Source organism: Marinobacter sp. VGCF2001 (assembly GCF_049943275.1).
In the GTDB taxonomy this organism is placed as follows: domain Bacteria; phylum Pseudomonadota; class Gammaproteobacteria; order Pseudomonadales; family Oleiphilaceae; genus Marinobacter.
Map to the genome: position 1 here is coordinate 24770 of NZ_JBNFVX010000004.1, position 19631 is coordinate 44400.

Sequence of the window (19631 nt, forward strand, 5' to 3'; positions counted from 1 at the left end):
ACCCCGTGTACCTTGGTGCTTGTCCAGCCCGGGTCAGTGGCCGTAGATCATCATGGTGGTATTGGTGATCGCGAAATCGGTGAACTGAACCGAACCAATGCTGGCGCCGCCCATGCGGAACACCGGCATATCGATATCGGCCCGGAATTCCACATCGTGTACCGAGAGCCCTTCCTTGCCGGAGGCTGCGCTGGTGCCACGGGAAAGATTGGCTTTGGCGTGGGCCATGCCGAAGTGCCCGAGGGTATCGGCGCCGCGGCGGTTATGAATCTGCAGGCCGTCAATACTGACCGCGGCAAAGTTGAACAACAGAATCACATCGGCGGCGTCCCAGTTCAGGCTACCGTTGCTGATTTCGAAATGGGTATCGAGTTGAAGTTCCGATTCGGACACGATATTGCCATTGGCCAGGGTGCGGGTAGAGCCGGCGTTATTCCGGATCACCAGATCCGTCGGGCCGATATAGCCTTGTAGAAGGATGTTGGAAAACAGACTCGCACTGCCTTCGCTGCCTGTAGTGGTGATGCTGTCGATGGCCAGCTCAAAATCCACCGCTTGCAGATAATCATTCAGGTTGGTGGGGTCGCCATAGTCTGTAGCCCCCAGGTGAATGACCAGGTCGCCGCTGTCGAACTGCTTGCCGAAGCCGCCTGCCACCGAGTAGGTCGACAGCGCATCGGCTACATCGGCATTACTGGTATCCAGCAGGCCCGCATTTGCACGGCGGGCAATTTCAGAAAAACCGTGTTCGAGCACTTCGCCGTTGCCGGCAACGTCGACAGTCAGTTTCATATTGTCGAGCAGGGTATCGTTCTGCCCGGATAACCGCAGGCCATTGATACCCAGAGACCCTTCGTCAGTCCAGATCAGGTGGTCGATATTGAGCTTGGTTTCCAGCTCAATGGTGACGCCGGCCTGGCCGGTGACGTCGGAGAGGGTGGAATCATCCAGCGGCTGGAACTCGGCCATGGCGGCCGGTGTTGCAACCATGCCCATACTCAGGAGGAGGCAGACGGCGGTTTTTCTGGCCTGGGAGTTTGCTTGTGACATATTGGCCCCGGTGTGTTCGACGGTTTGTTGTTATTGGTGGAGTCAGGCCACCCGAAGGGGACCTGATCGGCCGCAGGGACAACACAACCAGAACTGCGGTGGCTAAAAGTTACACATTGTTACTTTAAGCCGGGGGCGGGGTGCGATCTGTGAGTCTGGTCACAGACTGAACAGTCTCGGGGGCGAGCTTAACTGAGGGCCTGCCGTATGAGCTGCTTCTGATGCCTGGCGAATTCGCGAATCAGCTCGCTGACTGTTGCCTGATCACGGGCGAGCACCGCCTGGGGTAGCCCGGTGAAAAATGCACTGGTGCTGGCCAGGGCTGGCCGATAGCGGTTTGCACCGAGGTAATAGGCACGGCTGACGGCCGGTTTAAAATTGGACAGTGCTTCTGTGAGGTAGGGGTTGTTTACCACCTGGCAGCAGGCGTCCATCACACCAAAGCTCGCTTCAACCACCCGGGCCATATCGGTGCCCGGCTGTCGGATCAGGGTGGTGACCTGGTCTACCGCTTCCAGCAGGGCGCGTTTGTCTGCCTCTTGCCATCTCTCGCACAGGCGGGTGGCCAGCAGGATCAGCAGGTGCATATACACATCGTAAAGCTCGGCGGCGGAGTCTGCATCCAGTTGTGTCGCTGAGGCCCCTTTGCGGGGCGTAATCTCCACCAGCTGCCAACGCTCCAGTGTATAGAGTGCCTCTTTCACGGATGCCCGGCTGACGTTCAGTTCGCCGGCAAGGGTGGCCTCCTGAATGCGCTCCCCGGGGCGGATCTGGCCGGTCATGATGCGCTTGGCCAGGAAGTTGGCAATCTGCTCTGCCAGCGTGTTGGGTACCTGGAAGTCCATTCGGGCTTGATCGGCTCACGGTAAGGTTGTTGGACAAATCGAGGTCCGGAGTGTAGCACAGCCGCAGTAACGCGGGGCACCACCTTGAAATCCGCGCCCTCCGCACTCACATAGGGTGTGAATTCTTTCAACCGAAAGGAAACCACTATGCCCAAGCATTTTGAGCAGGCCCCGGGCCTTTACAGCGAGCCGGTTCCTGAAACGGAAGGCTACGTCTTCAATCAGACCATGATGCGCATCAAAGACCCAGAGCGCTCCATGGATTTCTACACCCGAGTGATGGGCATGAGGTTGGTTCGCAAACTGGACTTTCCGGAAATGAAGTTCACGCTTTATTTCATGGGTTACCTGGACGACAAGCAGGCCCAGCAGGTGCCGAATGACGATGGCCACCGCACCACGTTTACCTTTGGCCGGGAAGCCATGCTTGAGCTTACCCACAATTGGGGCACTGAGGACGACCCGGATTTTGCCTACCACAATGGCAATGACGAGCCCCAGGGGTTCGGGCACATCGGCGTTGCCGTGCCAGACGTATACGCCGCCTGTGATCGCTTTGAAAAGCTGGATGTGGAGTTTGTGAAAAAGCCCGGCGACGGCAAGATGAAAGGCCTGGCCTTTATCAAGGACCCGGACGGCTACTGGATTGAAATCCTGCAGCCGGATATGCTGGAGAAACAGCGCAAAGACAGCTGATCCTCCCGCTGTCCTTCGCCCCGGTGCTCAGCTCTGCTGGCTGGTGCCGGGATCTTTGCCATAGCGCGAGGCGACAATCACCGCCACGGTCAGGATAAATGCGCCTGCCACGCCAATCGCCCCCAGCTCCTCTCCCAGAATCAGCCAAGCCAGTAAGGCAATAAACAAAGGTTCCAGCACAACAACAATGCTGGATACCGTGGCTGGCGTTGTTTTCATTCCGGTAAAGAACAGCAAATAGCCAATACAGGTTGGCACCACACCGATATAGGCCACCATCAGCCAATGTTTGAACCCCATGGTTGCCAGCCCGGCAAAGCCGCCGCTCAGCGCCACCACCGGCAACAGCAGTAACGCGGCCGTGCCGAAGCAGATAAAGGCAGTAGTAAACACCGGCGTGCCCGTTGAGTTATAGCGACTGGTGAGGGTGAACCCGGTGTACACCGCCGCAGCCAGCAGCGCCATCAGAATACCCGCCAGCCGCAGAGTCCCGGTTGTATCCATGTCACTGACCACCAGCATACCCGTGCCCAGAATCGCCGCGATAGCCGCCAGCATGGTCAGCAGCCCAGGCTTCTCGCCCAGCAGTGGGGCCGCCAGAATGGCCACCAGAACCGGCGGCAGGCACAAGGAAATGAGGGTGGCAATGCCGGCCCCGGTCAGATCCACGGCCAACAGATAGCTTCCCTGGTAAATGGCCTGAAACAGGCCCAGAGCGGTAAGGGTGAGCAGTGCCTTGGGGTTGAGAGCGCGCAGCGAACTCGCGGCTACCGCCCGGCCACTATTGCCGAGAACCAGTTGCCGTTGTTCGCGGCGCATCAACAGCCAGAAAAAGGGCAGGGCGACCACCAGGCGTAGAAAAGCGAGGGTGATAGCCTCCAGTTCGGTGCCATTGAACAGAAACTTGGCCACGATACCCGTTGTAGCCCACAGCAGGGCCGCCAGGGCAATCAGAAGTGCTCCGTGAAACATTAGATACCGCCGGGTCAGAGAGAATCAAAACCGACAGGTTAACAGCGGCGCAACAGCAACGCCATCAGGTGAATGGGCGGGGCAGTAGTACTGCCCCTGGGCGGGTCATTTTATCGCGATGCGCGCAGCGTTCTTCTCTACGGTGCGAGCGCCAATACCTTTGACACTGGAGAGGGCGTCCACGGTTTTGAACGGGCCATTGGCGTCGCGGTAATCAACAATCGCCTGAGCTTTGCTTTCGCCTACGCCGCTGAGCGATGCCAAAGTCGCCACATCGGCGGTATTGATGTTCACAGCCGGCTGCTCGGAAGCAAAAGCTGCGGTGCCGGTGACCAGGCTGAAGAACAGAACGAGTGTGGCCAGAATAGAAGAGAACTTCATCGGTGAGCTCCTGATTGTAATTACGTTGTTATGAACAGTCAGGCACGACAACCCAGTGAGGTTGCTGATGATTCGAAACGGTACAGTGGAAAGCCGGCCGGTTGGGGAGGAGAACACTAGTGCACGGAGCGGGACTACAATCCGTGTAGTCCCTGTCTTCCGTGGCTGACCCCTGCCTGATCCTTCAGGCGTGCCTCATCCTGAGCACTTCATCCTTGCAGTCGTCCTTGTTGCCCTGTTCCGTTGGGCAGCTCCGAATCCCTGGAGTTTTCATCCATGCGCCAACATCCGTGCTGGCTTGTCATCCCTGACATTCACCATTCTACGTTTATTACGAATTCAGCAAATCGGATATGCCCCAGATGATTTGTGCGAGATATCCCACACGACTGTGAGTATTTCGGTGAATGCCGGTTCATTCGTTTGTGATGCGCGTGCTGGGCAATTTATTGCCTGAAAATCAGGGTGCTGCGTTGTGGTGCAGTACGGTTTTGCCGGTTTGCACTAATTAAGGGCGGCACCCATGGCGAAGCACCGGATTGAGGCCCGAAAGCCCGTGCCGGTCCCGGCCGGAGTCTATTTTGCACTGTTTTAAACTTATTAAGCTATTGTTATGTAATGGGTTTTTTGGTTGTTGGAACGGCGGGTGCTAACAGGGAAGTGCGTTGACGACTCAACACTAACGAAAAGGACGCACAACATGAGCATCAAGAAACACGTGAAACTGGGCCTCTCTGCATTGGCGTTGTCTGTCTCCCTGGGTTCCATCAATACAGCCTTTGCTGCCGAAGACCCCATCAAGGTCGGTATTCTGCACTCACTGTCTGGCACCATGGCCATCAGTGAGACTGCACTGAAAGACACCATGCTGATGCTGATTGAAAAACAGAACGCAGCCGGCGGTGTGCTTGGCCGTCAATTAGAGCCGGTGGTGGTGGACCCCGCGTCCAACTGGCCGCTGTTCGCGGAAAAAGCCCGTGAGCTGCTGGAAAAAGAGGAAGTCGACGTAATCTTCGGCAACTGGACGTCTGTCTCCCGTAAATCGGTATTGCCGGTGGTTGAGGAACTGAACGGCCTGCTGTTCTACCCGGTCCAGTACGAAGGCGAGGAATCGTCCGAAAACGTGTTCTATACCGGTGCGGCGCCCAATCAGCAGGCGATTCCGGCGGTGGATTACCTGATGAACGAGCTGGGTGTGGAGCGCTGGGTGCTGGCAGGCACCGATTATGTGTACCCGCGCACCACCAACAAGATTCTGGAAACCTACCTCAAAGACATGGGTGTGGCCGCCGGCGACATCATGATCAACTACACGCCTTTCGGCCATTCCGACTGGCAGACCATCGTATCTGACATCAAGAAGTTCGGTAGCGCCGGCAAGAAGACCGCCGTGGTCTCCACCATTAACGGCGACGCCAACGTGCCCTTCTACCGCGAGCTGGGTAACCAGGGCATTTCTGCCACCGACATTCCGGTGGTGGCCTTCTCCGTGGGTGAGCAGGAACTCTCCGGCATCGACACCGCGCCGCTGGTGGGCCATCTGGCTGCCTGGAACTACTTCATGAGCGTGGACAACGACGCCAACTACGACTTCATCGATGCCTGGATTGATTACAAAGGCGACGATGCTGCCGTCACCAACGACCCGATGGAAGCCCACTACATTGGTTTCAATATGTACGTTGAGGCGGTGAAGAAAGCCGGCACCGCCGAGGTGGATGCCGTGAAAGACGCCATCATCGGCGTGAGCGTCCCCAACCTCACCGGCGGCTACGCCACCATGATGCCGAACCATCACATCACCAAGCCGGTGCTGATTGGCGAGATCCAGGACAACGGCCAGTTCTCCGTGGTCTGGGAAACCCCGTCTACCGTGGCTGGCGATGCCTGGTCTGACTTCCTGCCGGGTTCCAAAGACCTGATCAGTGACTGGCGAGCGCCCCTGCGCTGCGGCAACTTCAACGTGGTCACCGGCAAGTGCGGCGGTGGCTCGGCGGACGTCGCCTCCAACTAAGTTCCAATCGGGCACAGCCGGGCAGGCCAGCGCCTTGCCCGGCACCGCTCCCGAATTCCCTCGCCAACAGGAATGAATCATGAGCATTCACCGACTGCTCGCCAGGATGGTATTGGCTGTCTGTCTGGCCCTTGGGGCCACACTGGCGAATGCCCAGGCGCAGAGCGATGCGCCCGAAGCGCTGCTGAAACGGCTCGCAGAAGCCGGGCAAGCTGAAAAAACCGAATTACTCAAAGCCCTCTCCGAAACCGGCGACGAACGCGCCCGGGGCTGGCTGGAGGCGGTTCGCGACCGCAAACTCGCGATGATTGAAGACACCGGCGCCCTGGTGATCGTGGTTAACAACCGGGGCCGAAACTGGGAAATTGCCGATGCCATGACCGGCGAAGCCCTGGGCGAAATGTCGCGCCGGGATTTGCAAAGCGTGGGGGTGAACAACGCCCTGCGGGCCGAGATTGAAGGCATTCTCTCGGTCATCGACCTGACCGTGGCCGACCCGGACCAGCGCCTCGACGCCGCCCGCAATTTGCTGGGCGAGGTAAATCCTGCGCTGGCGACCCAGCTTGAGGCCCGCCTGCAAGTGGAAGAGCATCAAGAGGTACGGGCCATGCTTACCCAGGCGCTCGCGATCCATCAGGTTCAGCAAGGCCATGTGGACGCGGTTGAAGTGCTGTCTGGCAGCCTGAACCCGAAAGCCCGCGCGGCCCTGAATAACGCCGTGAACAGCGATAACCCCGCGCTGGCGGCGGCGGCCGAAAAGGCCCTGGCCAGCATTGAGCAGAAACTGAAACTCAATCGCGCCGCCGAGACCCTGTACTTTGGCCTGTCTCTGGGCTCGGTACTGGTACTGGCCGCCATTGGCCTGGCCATCACCTTCGGCGTGATGGGCGTGATCAATATGGCCCACGGTGAGCTGATCATGCTCGGTGCCTACACCACCTGGGGTATGCAGCAGCTGTTCCCCGGCCAGCCCGGTCTGGCCCTGATCCTCTCCATCCCGGCCGGCTTCCTTGTGGCGGCGCTGGCGGGTATCGCCATTGAGCGCAGCGTGATTCAGTACCTCAAAGGCCGCCCGCTGGAAACCCTGTTGGCCACCTTCGGCATCAGCCTGATCCTGCAGCAGCTGGTGCGCACCGTGATTTCCCCGCTCAACCGCACGGTGGTCACGCCTGAGTGGATGAGCGGCTCGATCATGGTAAACGAAGCGCTGTCGCTCACCCTCAACCGCCTGTACGTGATTGGCTTTGCTCTGGTGGTATTCGCCGGGCTGATGCTGATCATGCGCAAAACCCGCCTGGGCCTGGAAGTCCGTGCCGTGACCCAGAACCGCGCCATGGCCCGTTCCATGGGCATCAAAGCCACCAAAGTGGACATCATGACCTTCGCCCTGGGCTCCGGCGTGGCCGGGCTGGCGGGTGTGGCGCTGTCGCAGATCACCAACGTGGGCCCCAACCTGGGCCAGAACTACATCATCGATTCGTTCATGGTGGTGGTGTTCGGCGGCGTGGGCAATCTCTGGGGCACCCTCATTGCCGGGCTGTCTCTGGGCACCATCAACCAGCTGCTGGAACCCTGGGCGGGTGCCGTTCTCGCCAAAATCATGGTGCTGGTGCTGATCATCCTGTTCATTCAAAAACGCCCTCGGGGACTCTTTCCCCAGAAGGGTCGTGCTGCCGAGGGTTGAGCCATGATGTCATCAAGTAACTGGCTGCTCCGGCCTTTCCAGGAGCGTTCCACTCAGCTTTTCCTCGGCGTGCTGTTCGCCGCCCTGGTGGCGGTGACCTTCCTGCATCTGTTCATGCCGGAAGACAGCGCGCTGCACGTCAGCGCCTACACCGTCACGTTGCTGGGTAAATACCTGTGCTATGCCTTGCTGGCCGTGGCGGTGGACCTGGTGTGGGGTTACCTGGGCATTCTCAGCCTGGGCCACGGCGCCTTTTTTGCCCTTGGTGGTTATGCCATGGGTATGTATCTGATGCGCCAGATCGGCGACCGCGGCGTGTATGGCGACCCGGTATTGCCCGATTTCATGGTGTTCCTGAACTGGCAGGAACTGCCCTGGTACTGGCAGGGCTTCGACATGGCCTGGTTCGCCTTCATCATGGTGTTGCTGGCCCCGGGCCTGCTGGCGCTGGTGTTCGGCTTCCTGGCCTTCCGCTCCCGGGTAACCGGCGTGTACTTGTCCATCATCACCCAGGCGCTGACCTTCGCCCTGATGCTGGCATTCTTCCGCAATGAAATGGGCTTTGGCGGTAACAACGGCCTGACCGACTTCAAAGACATTCTCGGCTTCGACCTGCGCAGCGACGCCACCCGCCTTGGCCTGTTCCTGGCCACCGGCATCGCGCTGGCGGTGGGCTATGTGGTGTGCCGCGCCATTGTCGCCAGCAAGCTGGGCCGGGTCAGCGTGGCCTGCCGCGACGCCGAAGCTCGTACCCGGTTCCTGGGATACCGGGTAGAGCGGGTGCAACTGTTCGTATTCGTGGTTTCCGCCATGCTGGCGGGTGTGGCCGGGGCCCTGTACGTGCCGCAAGTGGGCATCATCAACCCCAGCGAATTCTCGCCGCTGTTCTCCATCGAGATTGTGGTGTGGGTCGCTCTGGGTGGTCGCGCCACCCTGTATGGCGCGGTTATCGGCGCCTTGCTGGTGAACTACGCCAAGACCGTGTTCACCGGCATCATGCCGGACGCCTGGCTGTTCGCCCTCGGCGCGCTGTTCGTGCTGGTGACGGTGTTCCTGCCCAAGGGCATCGCCGGGCTGTTGCAGAAACGCCGCCAGAAGGACGATGACCAACCCGGCGCTCAGGAGGCCACCGCATGAGCATCTTTGAACAACTTGCCAACCGGGACCAGGTGTTTGAATTTCTCACCCCCGTGGCCTCGCCGGTTGACGTGCGCCACGGCCCGATCCTGTACATGGAAGACGTGAGCGTGAGCTTCGATGGCTTCAAGGCCATCAACAACCTCAACCTCACCATCGACGACGGCGAGCTGCGCTGCATCATCGGCCCCAACGGGGCGGGTAAAACCACCATGATGGACATCATCACCGGTAAAACCCGGCCCGATACCGGCTCGGTGTGGTTCGGCAGCCGCCACAACCTGCTGCGCATGAACGAGCCGGACATTGCCACCCTGGGCATTGGCCGCAAGTTCCAGAAACCCACCGTGTTCGAGGCCCTGACCGTGTTCGAAAACCTCGAACTGGCCATGGCCGCCGACAAACGCATCCTGCCCACCCTGACCGCCATCATGACCGCGGAATACCGGGACCGGATTGACGAAATCCTGGAAATGATCGGTTTGCAGGCGCTGCGCGACAAGCCCGCCGGCATCCTCTCTCACGGCCAGAAACAGTGGCTGGAGATCGGAATGCTGCTGATGCAGAAACCCCGGCTGCTGCTGGTGGACGAACCCGTGGCCGGCATGACCGAACAGGAAATGGAGCGCACCGCCGAGTTGCTCACCAGCCTGGCGGGCAAACAGTCCGTGGTGGTGGTGGAGCACGACATGGGCTTTGTGCGCTCCATCGCCCGTAAAGTCACCGTGCTGCACCAGGGCAGCGTGCTGGCCGAAGGCACCATGGACCAGGTCTCCAACGACCCGGACGTGATCAAGGTGTATCTCGGGGAGGAGGCCTGATGCTCAAGATTGAAAAGCTCAACCAATTCTACGGCGAAAGCCACACCCTCTGGGACCTGGAACTGGACGTGCCTCAGGGCCAGTGCACCTGCGTGATGGGCCGCAACGGCGTGGGCAAAACCACCCTGATGAAATGCATCATGGGCGAGGAAGCCGTGAAAAGCGGTGCCATCGAATTTGCCCAAGATGTGGAACTCACGAAAAAGAAAATCGAAGACCGCTCCCGCCTGGGCATCGGCTACGTGCCCCAGGGCCGGCAGATCTTCCCGCTGCTCACTGTGGAGGAAAACCTGCGCACCGGCCTGGCAGTGCGGGCCGATGGCAGCCGGAAAATTCCCGAGCGCATCTACGAACTCTTCCCGGTGCTGGAAGAGATGAAGCACCGCCGGGGCGGCGACCTCTCCGGTGGCCAGCAGCAACAGCTGGCCATAGGCCGGGCGCTGGTGATTGAGCCGAGATTGCTGATTCTGGACGAGCCGGGGGAGGGCATCCAGCCCAACATCGTGGCGCAGATTGGCGAGGTGATTCGCCGGTTGATTAAAGAAGACGGCCTGACCGTGCTGCTGGTGGAACAGAAACTGCCGTTCGCCCGCAAATACGCCGACCGCTTCGCCATCCTCGACCGGGGCCGGCGCGTGGCCGAAGGCGACATTGCCGGGCTGACCGATGAACTCATCAAACAGCACCTGACCGTATGACCGCCTACCAAGCCATCGACCGCCATGCCTCCGGCCACCGTTTTGATACCGAACGGCGCTGGGCGGCGGCCCTGGAACTGGGCTTTGAGGCACGTACCGAGAGCGAACCCACGCCGGTAACCCGGCTGGTGCGCCGGCGTCACCATGGCCCACTGCGGGTGCAGCGCCCCTTCTACCCGGAAGGCAAAACCGGCTGCTGCCATGTGTACCTGCTGCATCCCCCGGGTGGCCTGGTGAGCGGCGACGAACTGCGCATCGAAGCCGCCGTGGCCGAAGGTAGCCACGCGCTTTTGACCACCCCGGCCGCGGCCAAATTGTACAAGGCCGACAGCCACGGCGTGGCCTGGGGCCAGCACACCCGGTTGCAGGTAGCCAAAGACGCGATCCTGGAATACCTGCCCCAGGAAACCCTCGCCTTCAACGGCTCCCGGGGTTTGCAAACCGCCAGTATTGAACTGGCAACCGGCGCCCGAACCCTGGGCTGGGAAGTGCTCGCACTGGGCCGCCCGGCCAGCGACCTGCCGTTTGCCACCGGCGAACTGGAACAGCGTTTTCATTTAAGCCTGGACGGCCAGCCGCTGTGGCTGGAGCGCCAGCTGCTGGACCCGAAACACCGCCGGTTCAACGGCCACTGGGGCCAGGGCGGCGCCACCGTACAAGCCACCCTCTGGGCGGTCGGCCTGGATGACGAAGCCGCCGCCATTGAAGTATTGAGAGAGCAGTTACCAGGCCACAACCGCTGGGCCGTCACCCGGCGCCGGGGCGTGTTGCTCTTGCGCTACCTTGGCACCGAACGCAACGAAGCCTGGGCCCTGTGTGAGCAAGCCTGGCACCTGCTGCGCCCAATGCTCGCCGGCGTACCGGCCCACACACCCAGAATCTGGATGACCTGACCATGGGAGCCGGAAGCAAGCGGGTACGTTCCTCCGGGACACGCTGTAAATACGTTCCTGTAAGCTCGACGGCAGCATCCATGCTGCCGACGGTCCCGGAGGGACGTACCCGCTCGCTTCTTCAAACTCTGTGCGTGGACCAGGCGCGACAAGAGAACAAACACGGAGAAAGGTAATGGAACTCACCCCCAGAGACAAAGACAAACTGCTGCTGTTCACCGCCGCCCTGCTGGCCGAACGCCGCAAAGCCAAAGGCCTGAAACTGAACTACCCGGAAGCCATCGCCCTGATCAGCGCCGAAATCATGGAAGGCGCCCGCGAAGGCCGCACCGTGGCAGAACTCATGAGCGCCGGTACCGACATCCTCACCCGCGAGGACGTGATGGACGGCGTGGCTGACATGGTGCACGAAGTCCAGGTGGAAGCCACCTTCCCGGACGGCACCAAACTGGTCACCGTCCACAGCCCGATTGTTTGAGGAACGCGCCATGACCCCCGGTGAATACCAACTCAAAGACGGCGACATCGAACTCTGCGCCGGCCGCGAACGCATCCAGCTGGATGTGGCCAACACGGGCGACCGCCCGGTGCAAATCGGCTCCCACTACCACTTCGCCGAAGCCAACCCCGCCCTGGACTTCGACCGCACCAAAGCCCGCGGCTACCGCCTGGACGTGGCCGCCGGCACCGCCATTCGGTTTGAGCCCGGCCAGACCCGGTCCGTGACGCTGATTCCGTTTGCGGGGAAAAGGGAAATTTACGGTTTCCGAGCTGAGGTTATGGGCTCTTTGGACTCCACGAAATAACTATGAGGGTCGGTCGGGTAAGGCTTTCCAGGAATGTGCGGAGGCATGGATGCCGGAGAACAAGCGCCACATGGGTTCGGCCGAGCGCTTATGAAGCGCAGCTTCATGCGACAGCCGAACGACCGCAATCTGTGATTGCGGGCCGGACCCCGAAGGGGGGCCGCCAGGAGCGTTTCCTGGAAAGCCTTACCCGACCGGCCCCAGCACCCAAGTTACAACGAGGAATAAGATGAAAATCAGCAGACAAGCCTACGCCGACATGTACGGCCCCACAGTCGGCGACCGGGTCCGCCTGGGCGACACCGAACTGTGGATTGAAGTGGAAGAAGACCACACCCACTACGGCGACGAAGTAAAATTCGGCGGCGGCAAAGTCATCCGCGACGGCATGGGCCAGAGCCAGCGCTGCGACGACGCCGTGATGGACACCGTGATAACCAACGCCCTCATCCTCGACTGGTGGGGCATCGTCAAAGCCGACGTAGGCATCCAGAAAGGCCGCATCGCCGCCATTGGCAAAGCCGGCAACCCGGACACCCAGCCAGACGTGACCATCGTCATCGGCCCCGGCACTGAAATCATTGCCGGCGAAGGCAAGATCCTCACCGCCGGCGGCATCGACCCTCACATCCACTTCATCTGCCCCCAGCAGGTGGAAGAAGCCTTGATGAGCGGCGTGACCACCATGCTCGGCGGTGGCACCGGCCCGGCCACCGGCACCAACGCCACCACCTGCACGCCCGGCCCCTGGCACATCGGCAAGATGCTGCAGGCCGTGGACAGCCTGCCCATGAACATCGGCTTTCTGGGCAAGGGCAACGCCAGCCTGCCGGAAGCGCTGGAGCTGCAGGTAAAAGCCGGCGTGATCGGCCTCAAACTGCACGAAGACTGGGGCACCGCCCCGGCCAGCATCGACAACTGCCTGACCGTGGCCGACCAGTACGACATCCAGGTGGCCATCCACACCGACACCCTTAACGAATCCGGCTTTGTGGAAGACACCCTGGCTGCGTTCAAAGGCCGTTGCATCCACACCTTCCACACCGAAGGTGCCGGCGGCGGCCACGCCCCGGACATCATCACCGCTTGCTCCAAAGACTATGTATTGCCGTCGTCCACCAACCCGACCCGGCCCTACACCGTGAACACCGTGGACGAACACCTCGATATGCTGATGGTGTGCCACCACCTGGACCCGAACATCCCGGAAGACGTGGCCTTTGCCGATTCCCGGATCCGCCGGGAAACCATCGCGGCGGAAGACATCCTGCACGACATGGGCGTGATCTCCATGATCTCCTCGGATTCCCAGGCCATGGGCCGGGTGGGCGAGGTAATCTGCCGTACCTGGCAAACCGCCCACAAGATGAAAGTGCAGCGCGGCCTGCTGCCGGAAGACCAGGAACGCGGCGCGGACAATTTCCGCGCCAAACGCTACATCGCCAAGTACACCATCAACTCCGCCATCACCCACGGCATTGCCCATGATGTGGGCTCGGTGGAAGTGGGCAAACTGGCAGACCTGGTGCTGTGGAGCCCGGCATTCTTCGGCGTGAAGCCTGCCAGCATCCTCAAGGGCGGGATGATTGCCGCCGCCCCCATGGGCGACCCGAATGCCTCTATCCCCACGCCGCAGCCGGTGCACTACCGCCCCATGTTCGGCGCCTTTGGCAAAGCCGCCAGTGCCACCCGCCTGACCTTCGTCAGCCAGGCCGCGCTGGATGCCAATATTGGTGGAGAGTTGGGGCTAGACAGCCCGTTGTCCGCCTGCAAAGGCGTGCGGAGCGTGCGCAAGCAGCACATGAAACTGAACGACGCCTGCCCGCACATTACCGTAGACCCGCAAACCTACGAAGTGCACGCCGACGGCGAACTGCTCACCTGCGAGCCGGCCATGGAGCTGCCCCTGGCCCAGCGCTATCACCTTTTTTAATCAGTACAGCCCAAGGCTTTCAAGGAATAGCTCAGGGCTGTTGTGAGAGGAACGAACGGATGTTGGAACTGATAAAACGCATCACCCACGTAGATGCCAGCGAAATCCACGACAACCTGGTGCTGCCCTACGAACTGCGCATTCGCGGCCGGCTGCGGGCAACCACCGAAACCAACCTGGACGTGGGCCTGTTTCTGGACCGAGGCCCGGTGCTGAGAGACGGCGACCTGCTGGAAGCGAAATCCGGCGAGATCATCCGCATTCGCGCCGCCGACGAACCGGTGGTAACGGCCCGCATAGAGGCCGGCTTGCCCCTGGCCCGCTTGTGCTACCACCTGGGTAACCGGCACGTTTCCCTGGCGATCGGGGAAGGCGAGCAGGGCGCCTTCGTACGCTTTCCGCCCGACCACGTACTGGAAGAACTGGCCGAACGCCTGGGCGCCAACGTGGTGCACCACACCGCCACCTTCGACCCGGAACCCGGCGCCTACAACCAGGCTGGCCAAAGTCATTCGCACGGTCATAGCCATGACCATTCCCACAATCACGACCACGGGCACCGCCATGGCCACAGCCACAAACACGCGCACTGAACCCGGCGGCGACCTGGCCCTGCTGGGGCTGATGCAGCTGGTTAGCCCGGCGTTGCCCATTGGTGCTTTTGCCTGGTCCCAGGGCCTGGAAAGCGCCTTTGAGCTGGGCTGGGTGAACAACGAAGCGGAGCTTGCCCAGTGGATTGAGGGTGTGCTGGAAGACGGCCTGAGTCGATGTGAACTGCCGTTGCTGGCCCGGTTGCAAAGCGCCTGGGCGAGCGACGACGGCGCCACCATCGCGCACTGGAACCAGTGGCTGCACGCCACCCGGGAAACCGCCGAACTGAGCGACGAAGACACCCGCCTGGGCGGTGCCCTGAAAACCCTGCTGGGCAACCTTAACCTGTTGCCGGAGCAAACCCTGATTCCGGCCGAGCCCGGCTACATCACCCTGTTTGCCTGGGTGGCCCATAAACGGTGTGTGCCTGCGCGCCAGGCACTGCTGGGCTTTGCCTGGGCCTGGCTGGAAAACCAGTTGGCGGTGGCCTGCAAAGCTTTGCCCCTGGGCCATACCGCCGCCCAACGGATTATCGAACAGCTACGGCCCCAACTGGCGGGCGCGGTAGACGTTGCGCTGGCCCGGCAAGACCACGAACTCGGGCCCATACTGCCGGGCCTCGCGCTCGGCAGTGCCCTGCATGAAACCCAGTATTCACGGCTTTTCAGAAGCTGATTAACAACATCAAGGAGATACAGCCATGACACATTGTCTGAGAGTAGGCGTTGGCGGCCCGGTCGGGTCTGGCAAAACCGCCTTGCTGCGCCAGCTATGCAGCGCCCTGCGGGACCACTACAACATCGCCGTGGTCACCAACGACATCTACACCCGCGAAGATGCCGACTTCCTGCTGCGCCACGAAGCGCTCGAAGCAGACCGCATTCTGGGCGTGGAAACCGGCGGCTGTCCGCACACGGCCATCCGCGAAGACGCCTCCATGAACCTGGCAGCCATAGACGACCTGCAAAACCGCCATCCGGGCCTGGAGCTGGTGCTGGTGGAATCCGGCGGCGACAACCTCTCCGCCACCTTCAGCCCGGAACTGAGCGACCTCACCCTGTACGTGATTGACGTCTCCGCTGGCGACAAGATCCCCCGCAAAGGCGGCCCCGGCATCACCAAATCCGATTTGCTGATCATCAACAAAATCGACATTGCCGAACAGGTACACGCCTCCCTGGACGTGATGGAGCGGGACAGCAAGAAGATGCGCGGCGAACGCCCCTTCGTGTTCACCAACCTGTACGACGGGGTAGGGCTGGATACCATCATCAGCTTCATCCTCGAGCGCGGAATGCTGCCGGAAAGGCGCCCCGAAAAACTGGCCAAAGAAGCCTGAACCACCGAACCAACACGATCTTAGAACCACCCGGAGCAACACCATGAAACTGACGTCAAAACTTCTCGCCACCGCCGCGCTGCTGACCGCCTCCGCCACCGCCATGGCCCACCCCGGCCACACCGACGGCGGCTTCACCAGCGGCCTGCTGCACCCGATGCTGGGCCTGGACCACCTGCTGGCCATGGCCGCCATCGGCTTCTGGAGCGTGCGCCAGAGCAAACTCATGAAAAACGCCACCCCCGCCTTCGTTATCGGCGGCATGGTATTTGGCGCCGCCTTGGCCTGGGGCGGCCTGAGCCTGCCGGGCGTGGAAACCGGCATCACCTTCTCGGTACTGGTTGCGGGCATCCTGATTGCCACGCTGGCAAAACTGCCCACCGCTGTGGGCGGCACCTTGGTTGGTGCGTTCATGCTGTTTCACGGTTTTGCTCATGGGGCGGAAATGCCGGAAGGCGCCACGCTGGCGGCTTACCTGGCAGGTTTCTCCATCGCCACGCTGGCTATCACGCTGGTTGGGCGTGGGCTGGGTAGCTTGATGTTGAAGGCGGATAGCCGGTTTAGTCGGGGGATTGGAGGTGTGCTGGCTGTGGCGGGAGCTTACCTGTCCGCCGCTTGATTCGATCGCCCCTCATAAATGCAGAAAGCCGCCCGGGACACCGCGCGGCTTTTTCAGTATCTGGTTTACAAATTTTGACCTTAACGGCATGGGAAGTTTCCTGAAAATCAGTTTAGTGTGTAGGCTTGGGATGCGAAATTATCATTTACCATCAATAATATATGACTTAGGAAATCAAATTGGCCATTCCAGACTTCCAATCAATTATGCGGCCTTTGCTGGAGCATCTGGCAGATGGTGAGATTCACCGAAATTGTGAAACGAACGAATATCTGGCTCTACACTTTGAACTGACTCAAGACGAGTTGGCCGAAATGTTACCCAGTGGTTACGCTCGGCTATTTGATAACAGGATTGGCTGGGCTAAAACTCACCTGAAGGGAGCTGGTCTGATCGAGGCCCCAAGCCGGGCAAAGTACCGTATAACCCAGCGTGGGCGCGATGCGTTGTCGCAAGACCTTCCTATAAATATGGCTTACCTGCGCCAATTCGACGAGTACAAAGAATTTCAGACAGGCTCTAAGCAAATTAAGTCTCAAACATCGGCGGTCGCTTCAGAAACTGCTGAAACTGACAGCCTTACACCTTCAGAGCACATTGAGTTCGGGTATCAAAAGGTTCGTGAGGAGCTTGAGGAAGAGCTGATTTCGAGAATCAAAACTGCCTCACCTGATTTTTTTGAGCGCCTTGTTGTAGAGCTCCTTGTTTCAATGGGATATGGCGGATCAAGAAAAGATGCTGGCCAGACTCTTGGCAAGTCCGGCGATGGCGGCATCGATGGCGTTATCAAAGAAGATCGACTTGGGCTGGATGTTATCTACCTGCAGGCCAAACGTTGGGAGGGCACTGTGGGCCGCCCAGAAATTCAGAAATTTGCCGGCGCGCTCCAAGGCCAGAGAGCGAAAAAGGGAATTTTTCTTACAACTTCTAACTTCAGCGTGGAGGCAATCAACTATGCATCTTTCATTGATACGCGCATTGTCCTGATTGATGGCGAGCAATTGGCGGGATTGATGATTGATGCCGGCGTTGGGGTTACTAAAGTTGCAACTTATGAAGTCAAAAGGTTGGATTCTGACTACTTTGAGGAGTAGTCGGAATTCTGTTTGACATCGAAAGCTCCAGGCAGCTACTTGTTTAATTTGTAACGGGTGACTATTTGTCTTGGCTTAGTCTGCGCTTGCGTTTAATCTTTCCAAACGTGGCCGGAACGCATTAACGAACGCATTCAGCGTTTCGGAAAAAAATACTTTTACGCCCGGGTCAGATACCGGCGGCCAATCTCCCTCAATTCGTCGATGGGTGATTATGCGGCAGTTTTTGTCATCCCATTCAACCGTCAACGGCAGTTCGCTATTGATAGCCTCTGCATACTCTTTCAAGTCCTGGTAGAGCGACAGCCCTTCTTCCGAACTGGTCAGGCGTAAGAAGCAACCGATTTCAGACTTGGCCTTATAGAAATAGAGCGTTATCCAGGCTGTCGTTGAGGATGGCGGCATAGGGAAAAAGATGTTGCCTCTTGCTATCGGGTTGGCCATTGGTTGGTCGGGATCGTCGAGCCTGAGATCGTCAATAAATGCTTTCCAAAACTGATGGTATTGAGTCATTAACGACGATGGTTGGCTGGTGCTTCGATTATCTACCGGTGATAGGGTGTCGCCAAAGTCAGTAATGTATACCGTTCGCTGGATCTCTTTGGTTTGGAATAGCGTCCGAGGTTGTATGAAGGTCAGGTCTTGCTCTTCCGTTTGATAAACCGCGGTTTCGATCACTGCTAGCGTAAACTTCATGTTCGCAGTGTTGTCGAGATACTGGATCATTGCCTGGGTGTCGCTTCTGATCCCATCGCCCGCTATCACCAGCATGAAGTCGCCCTGTGCCAGTGAGTTACTGATGCCATCAACGAATTCGGCTTCGTCGGTGTTTGGATAATGGTTTTGGACTAACGCATACGGGACGTTTCCTTTTTCTCCAGTCCTGCGCGAGACTTCCCGTTGCAGATCAGAGTAGCTCCAGTTCTGAAGCTCCTTTGCGTAGTCCAGAATCTGGCCGATGACTTTTCTTCTGGCTTCCGGGTTTCTCCAGAGTTTGGTTTCAACAATGACTAATTTTCCCTGTGGAGTTACGTAGACGATATCGATGGGACCTGCGGCGGTATTCATTTCCATGCACAGGGGGACGACTTCTCGATATCCGGGATTAATCTCGCCAAAGGGGAGGCTTTGTGGATTCCTGAACAGCTGTTCCTGCAGCCACTGTTCTGAAAAGCCTTCACTGAATGCCAGTCGGAGAAGCGGCCGGGTTTCGGAATTACCGTCGATGAGAAAGGGGGTAGCCCGCAAGGTTCTTATCCTTTTTGATTGATTCCGCCTGCTATCCTAGTCCTCCGGTAAGGTACTTAAAAGATTAGAGATTCGGAAGTACTCTGCTTGCTACTGCGAGAAATACCGGTTCTTTGCCATGGCGTTTCTGATCATTGGGCCGTTCACCATCACCGCCTTTCCTAATCTGGCGGAGTAAACAAAAGACTTATCCCCGGGAAAACCGGGACAGATTTATTTTCTGATCGCCCTCACGCAACGGCGGAACAGCTCGGCCGAAAAGTACCGGTGCTCGCCGGGCTGCTCTGCCACAAAAAGCTGGCCGCCGGAACTGTAGATTCCGCCCTCGATCATCAGGTTGTCGCTCATTTCAAAGTCCTCAATGGCATGGCCCAGATCGTCCAGGTCGGCTGCGCCCACTCGTTCCCGGTAATATCGGCTTTCGAGGGTAAAGCCGAAGGCGGGTTTACCCTGTCCGATCATATAACCCACCTCAAAGACGGTGCCAGGGTCTGCGCTGATGCCGCGGAAGGGGGTCAGGTTGGCGATGATGGTCTCGCAGCTGTCCATCAGTTCCCGGTTGGCCTGGTAGATCCGGTGCCCGCGCCTGAATTTCGCCTCGTTGGCGGACAGTGCCAGTTCAGTATCCAGCGGGTCCACGCCCTCCAGCCTGTATTCCTGAAGCAGGCGTTTTTTCTCGGCCACGATGGCCTGATGTTCAGCGGCGGGGAAGAATACTTCCGGGCCGGCGAGGTAGATTCGTTTTGGCTTCGTCATGGGTGCCTCATAGAGCTGGTGAAATTGCAGGATAACACCAGTATTTTCGAGGTA

The 19631-nt window shown here is 59.4% G+C and carries 21 protein-coding genes; 15 read left to right on the forward strand and 6 right to left on the reverse strand.

Annotated elements, in window-relative coordinates:
* Positions 1-33 precede the first annotated feature (33 nt).
* Positions 34-1050, reverse strand: coding sequence for a DUF6160 family protein (locus ACP2AU_RS06715; RefSeq protein WP_426375348.1), 1017 nt, complete (start codon positions 1048-1050; stop codon positions 34-36).
* A 188-nt stretch (positions 1051-1238) separates the two neighbouring features.
* A complete protein-coding gene (locus ACP2AU_RS06720; RefSeq protein ID WP_426375349.1) occupies positions 1239-1895 on the reverse strand; it encodes a GntR family transcriptional regulator in 657 nt (218 codons plus the stop codon).
* 147 nt (positions 1896-2042) lie between these two features.
* Between ACP2AU_RS06720 and gloA the strand changes: the two genes are divergently transcribed.
* A complete protein-coding gene (gene gloA / locus ACP2AU_RS06725) occupies positions 2043-2591 on the forward strand; it encodes a lactoylglutathione lyase (RefSeq protein ID WP_426375350.1) in 549 nt (182 codons plus the stop codon).
* 27 nt (positions 2592-2618) lie between these two features.
* On the opposite strand, the gene ACP2AU_RS06730 is transcribed toward gloA, so the two are convergent.
* On the reverse strand, positions 2619-3563 hold the full coding sequence (locus ACP2AU_RS06730; RefSeq protein ID WP_426375351.1) for a DMT family transporter: 945 nt from the start codon (positions 3561-3563) through the stop codon (positions 2619-2621).
* A 105-nt stretch (positions 3564-3668) separates the two neighbouring features.
* The gene (locus tag ACP2AU_RS06735; RefSeq protein WP_426375352.1) at positions 3669-3944 is read right to left on the reverse strand and encodes a ComEA family DNA-binding protein; all 276 of its coding nucleotides are present in this window, start codon (positions 3942-3944) and stop codon (positions 3669-3671) included.
* A gap of 700 nt (positions 3945-4644) precedes the next feature.
* On the opposite strand from ACP2AU_RS06735, the gene urtA reads away from it, so the two are divergent.
* The 14 genes from urtA (at position 4645) to ACP2AU_RS06805 (ending at position 17573) form a co-directional block, all read left to right on the forward strand.
* Positions 4645-5958, forward strand: coding sequence for an urea ABC transporter substrate-binding protein (gene urtA / locus ACP2AU_RS06740; RefSeq protein ID WP_426375353.1), 1314 nt, complete (start codon positions 4645-4647; stop codon positions 5956-5958).
* 79 nt (positions 5959-6037) lie between these two features.
* Positions 6038-7642: an urea ABC transporter permease subunit UrtB gene (gene urtB, locus ACP2AU_RS06745; protein ID WP_286816155.1), complete on the forward strand. Its 1605-nt coding sequence runs from the start codon at positions 6038-6040 to the stop codon at positions 7640-7642.
* Positions 7643-7645: 3 nt separating this feature from the next.
* Positions 7646-8779, forward strand: a complete 1134-nt coding sequence (gene urtC / locus ACP2AU_RS06750) for an urea ABC transporter permease subunit UrtC (protein ID WP_426375354.1) — start codon at positions 7646-7648, stop codon at positions 8777-8779.
* Entirely contained in the window at positions 8776-9600 is an 825-nt protein-coding gene (gene urtD / locus ACP2AU_RS06755; RefSeq protein ID WP_014422380.1) for an urea ABC transporter ATP-binding protein UrtD, read from the forward strand. Before urtC ends, urtD begins: the two co-directional genes overlap by 4 nt.
* A complete protein-coding gene (urtE, locus tag ACP2AU_RS06760; protein WP_426375356.1) occupies positions 9600-10298 on the forward strand; it encodes an urea ABC transporter ATP-binding subunit UrtE in 699 nt (232 codons plus the stop codon). Before urtD ends, urtE begins: the two co-directional genes overlap by 1 nt.
* Positions 10295-11191, forward strand: a complete 897-nt coding sequence (locus tag ACP2AU_RS06765; RefSeq protein ID WP_426375357.1) for an urease accessory protein UreD — start codon at positions 10295-10297, stop codon at positions 11189-11191. The genes urtE and ACP2AU_RS06765 overlap by 4 nt, the downstream gene beginning before the upstream one ends.
* Before the next feature lie 175 nt (positions 11192-11366).
* Positions 11367-11669 carry an urease subunit gamma gene (ureA, locus tag ACP2AU_RS06770; RefSeq protein ID WP_426375358.1) on the forward strand — a complete coding sequence of 101 codons (303 nt, stop codon included), beginning with the start codon at positions 11367-11369 and terminating at the stop codon, positions 11667-11669.
* A gap of 10 nt (positions 11670-11679) precedes the next feature.
* Positions 11680-11997: an urease subunit beta gene (locus tag ACP2AU_RS06775; RefSeq protein WP_426375359.1), complete on the forward strand. Its 318-nt coding sequence runs from the start codon at positions 11680-11682 to the stop codon at positions 11995-11997.
* A 229-nt stretch (positions 11998-12226) separates the two neighbouring features.
* The gene (ureC, locus tag ACP2AU_RS06780) at positions 12227-13930 is read left to right on the forward strand and encodes an urease subunit alpha (RefSeq protein WP_426375360.1); all 1704 of its coding nucleotides are present in this window, start codon (positions 12227-12229) and stop codon (positions 13928-13930) included.
* Between the two features lie 59 nt (positions 13931-13989).
* The gene (gene ureE / locus ACP2AU_RS06785) at positions 13990-14523 is read left to right on the forward strand and encodes an urease accessory protein UreE (RefSeq protein WP_426375361.1); all 534 of its coding nucleotides are present in this window, start codon (positions 13990-13992) and stop codon (positions 14521-14523) included.
* Positions 14495-15196, forward strand: coding sequence for an urease accessory protein UreF (locus ACP2AU_RS06790; RefSeq protein WP_426375483.1), 702 nt, complete (start codon positions 14495-14497; stop codon positions 15194-15196). Before ureE ends, ACP2AU_RS06790 begins: the two co-directional genes overlap by 29 nt.
* Positions 15197-15221: 25 nt before the next feature.
* Positions 15222-15860: an urease accessory protein UreG gene (ureG, locus tag ACP2AU_RS06795; protein ID WP_426375362.1), complete on the forward strand. Its 639-nt coding sequence runs from the start codon at positions 15222-15224 to the stop codon at positions 15858-15860.
* A 43-nt stretch (positions 15861-15903) separates the two neighbouring features.
* On the forward strand, positions 15904-16479 hold the full coding sequence (locus ACP2AU_RS06800) for a HupE/UreJ family protein (protein WP_426375363.1): 576 nt from the start codon (positions 15904-15906) through the stop codon (positions 16477-16479).
* 179 nt (positions 16480-16658) lie between these two features.
* Positions 16659-17573, forward strand: a complete 915-nt coding sequence (locus ACP2AU_RS06805) for a restriction endonuclease (RefSeq protein WP_426375364.1) — start codon at positions 16659-16661, stop codon at positions 17571-17573.
* 75 nt (positions 17574-17648) lie between these two features.
* Here the strand turns inward: ACP2AU_RS06805 and ACP2AU_RS06810 are convergent, their stop codons facing one another.
* On the reverse strand, positions 17649-18821 hold the full coding sequence (locus ACP2AU_RS06810; RefSeq protein ID WP_426375365.1) for a DUF4268 domain-containing protein: 1173 nt from the start codon (positions 18819-18821) through the stop codon (positions 17649-17651).
* 213 nt (positions 18822-19034) lie between these two features.
* Complete coding sequence (locus ACP2AU_RS06815) at positions 19035-19577, reverse strand: nucleoside 2-deoxyribosyltransferase (RefSeq protein ID WP_426375366.1); 543 nt, start codon at positions 19575-19577, stop codon at positions 19035-19037.
* Positions 19578-19631 lie beyond the last annotated feature (54 nt).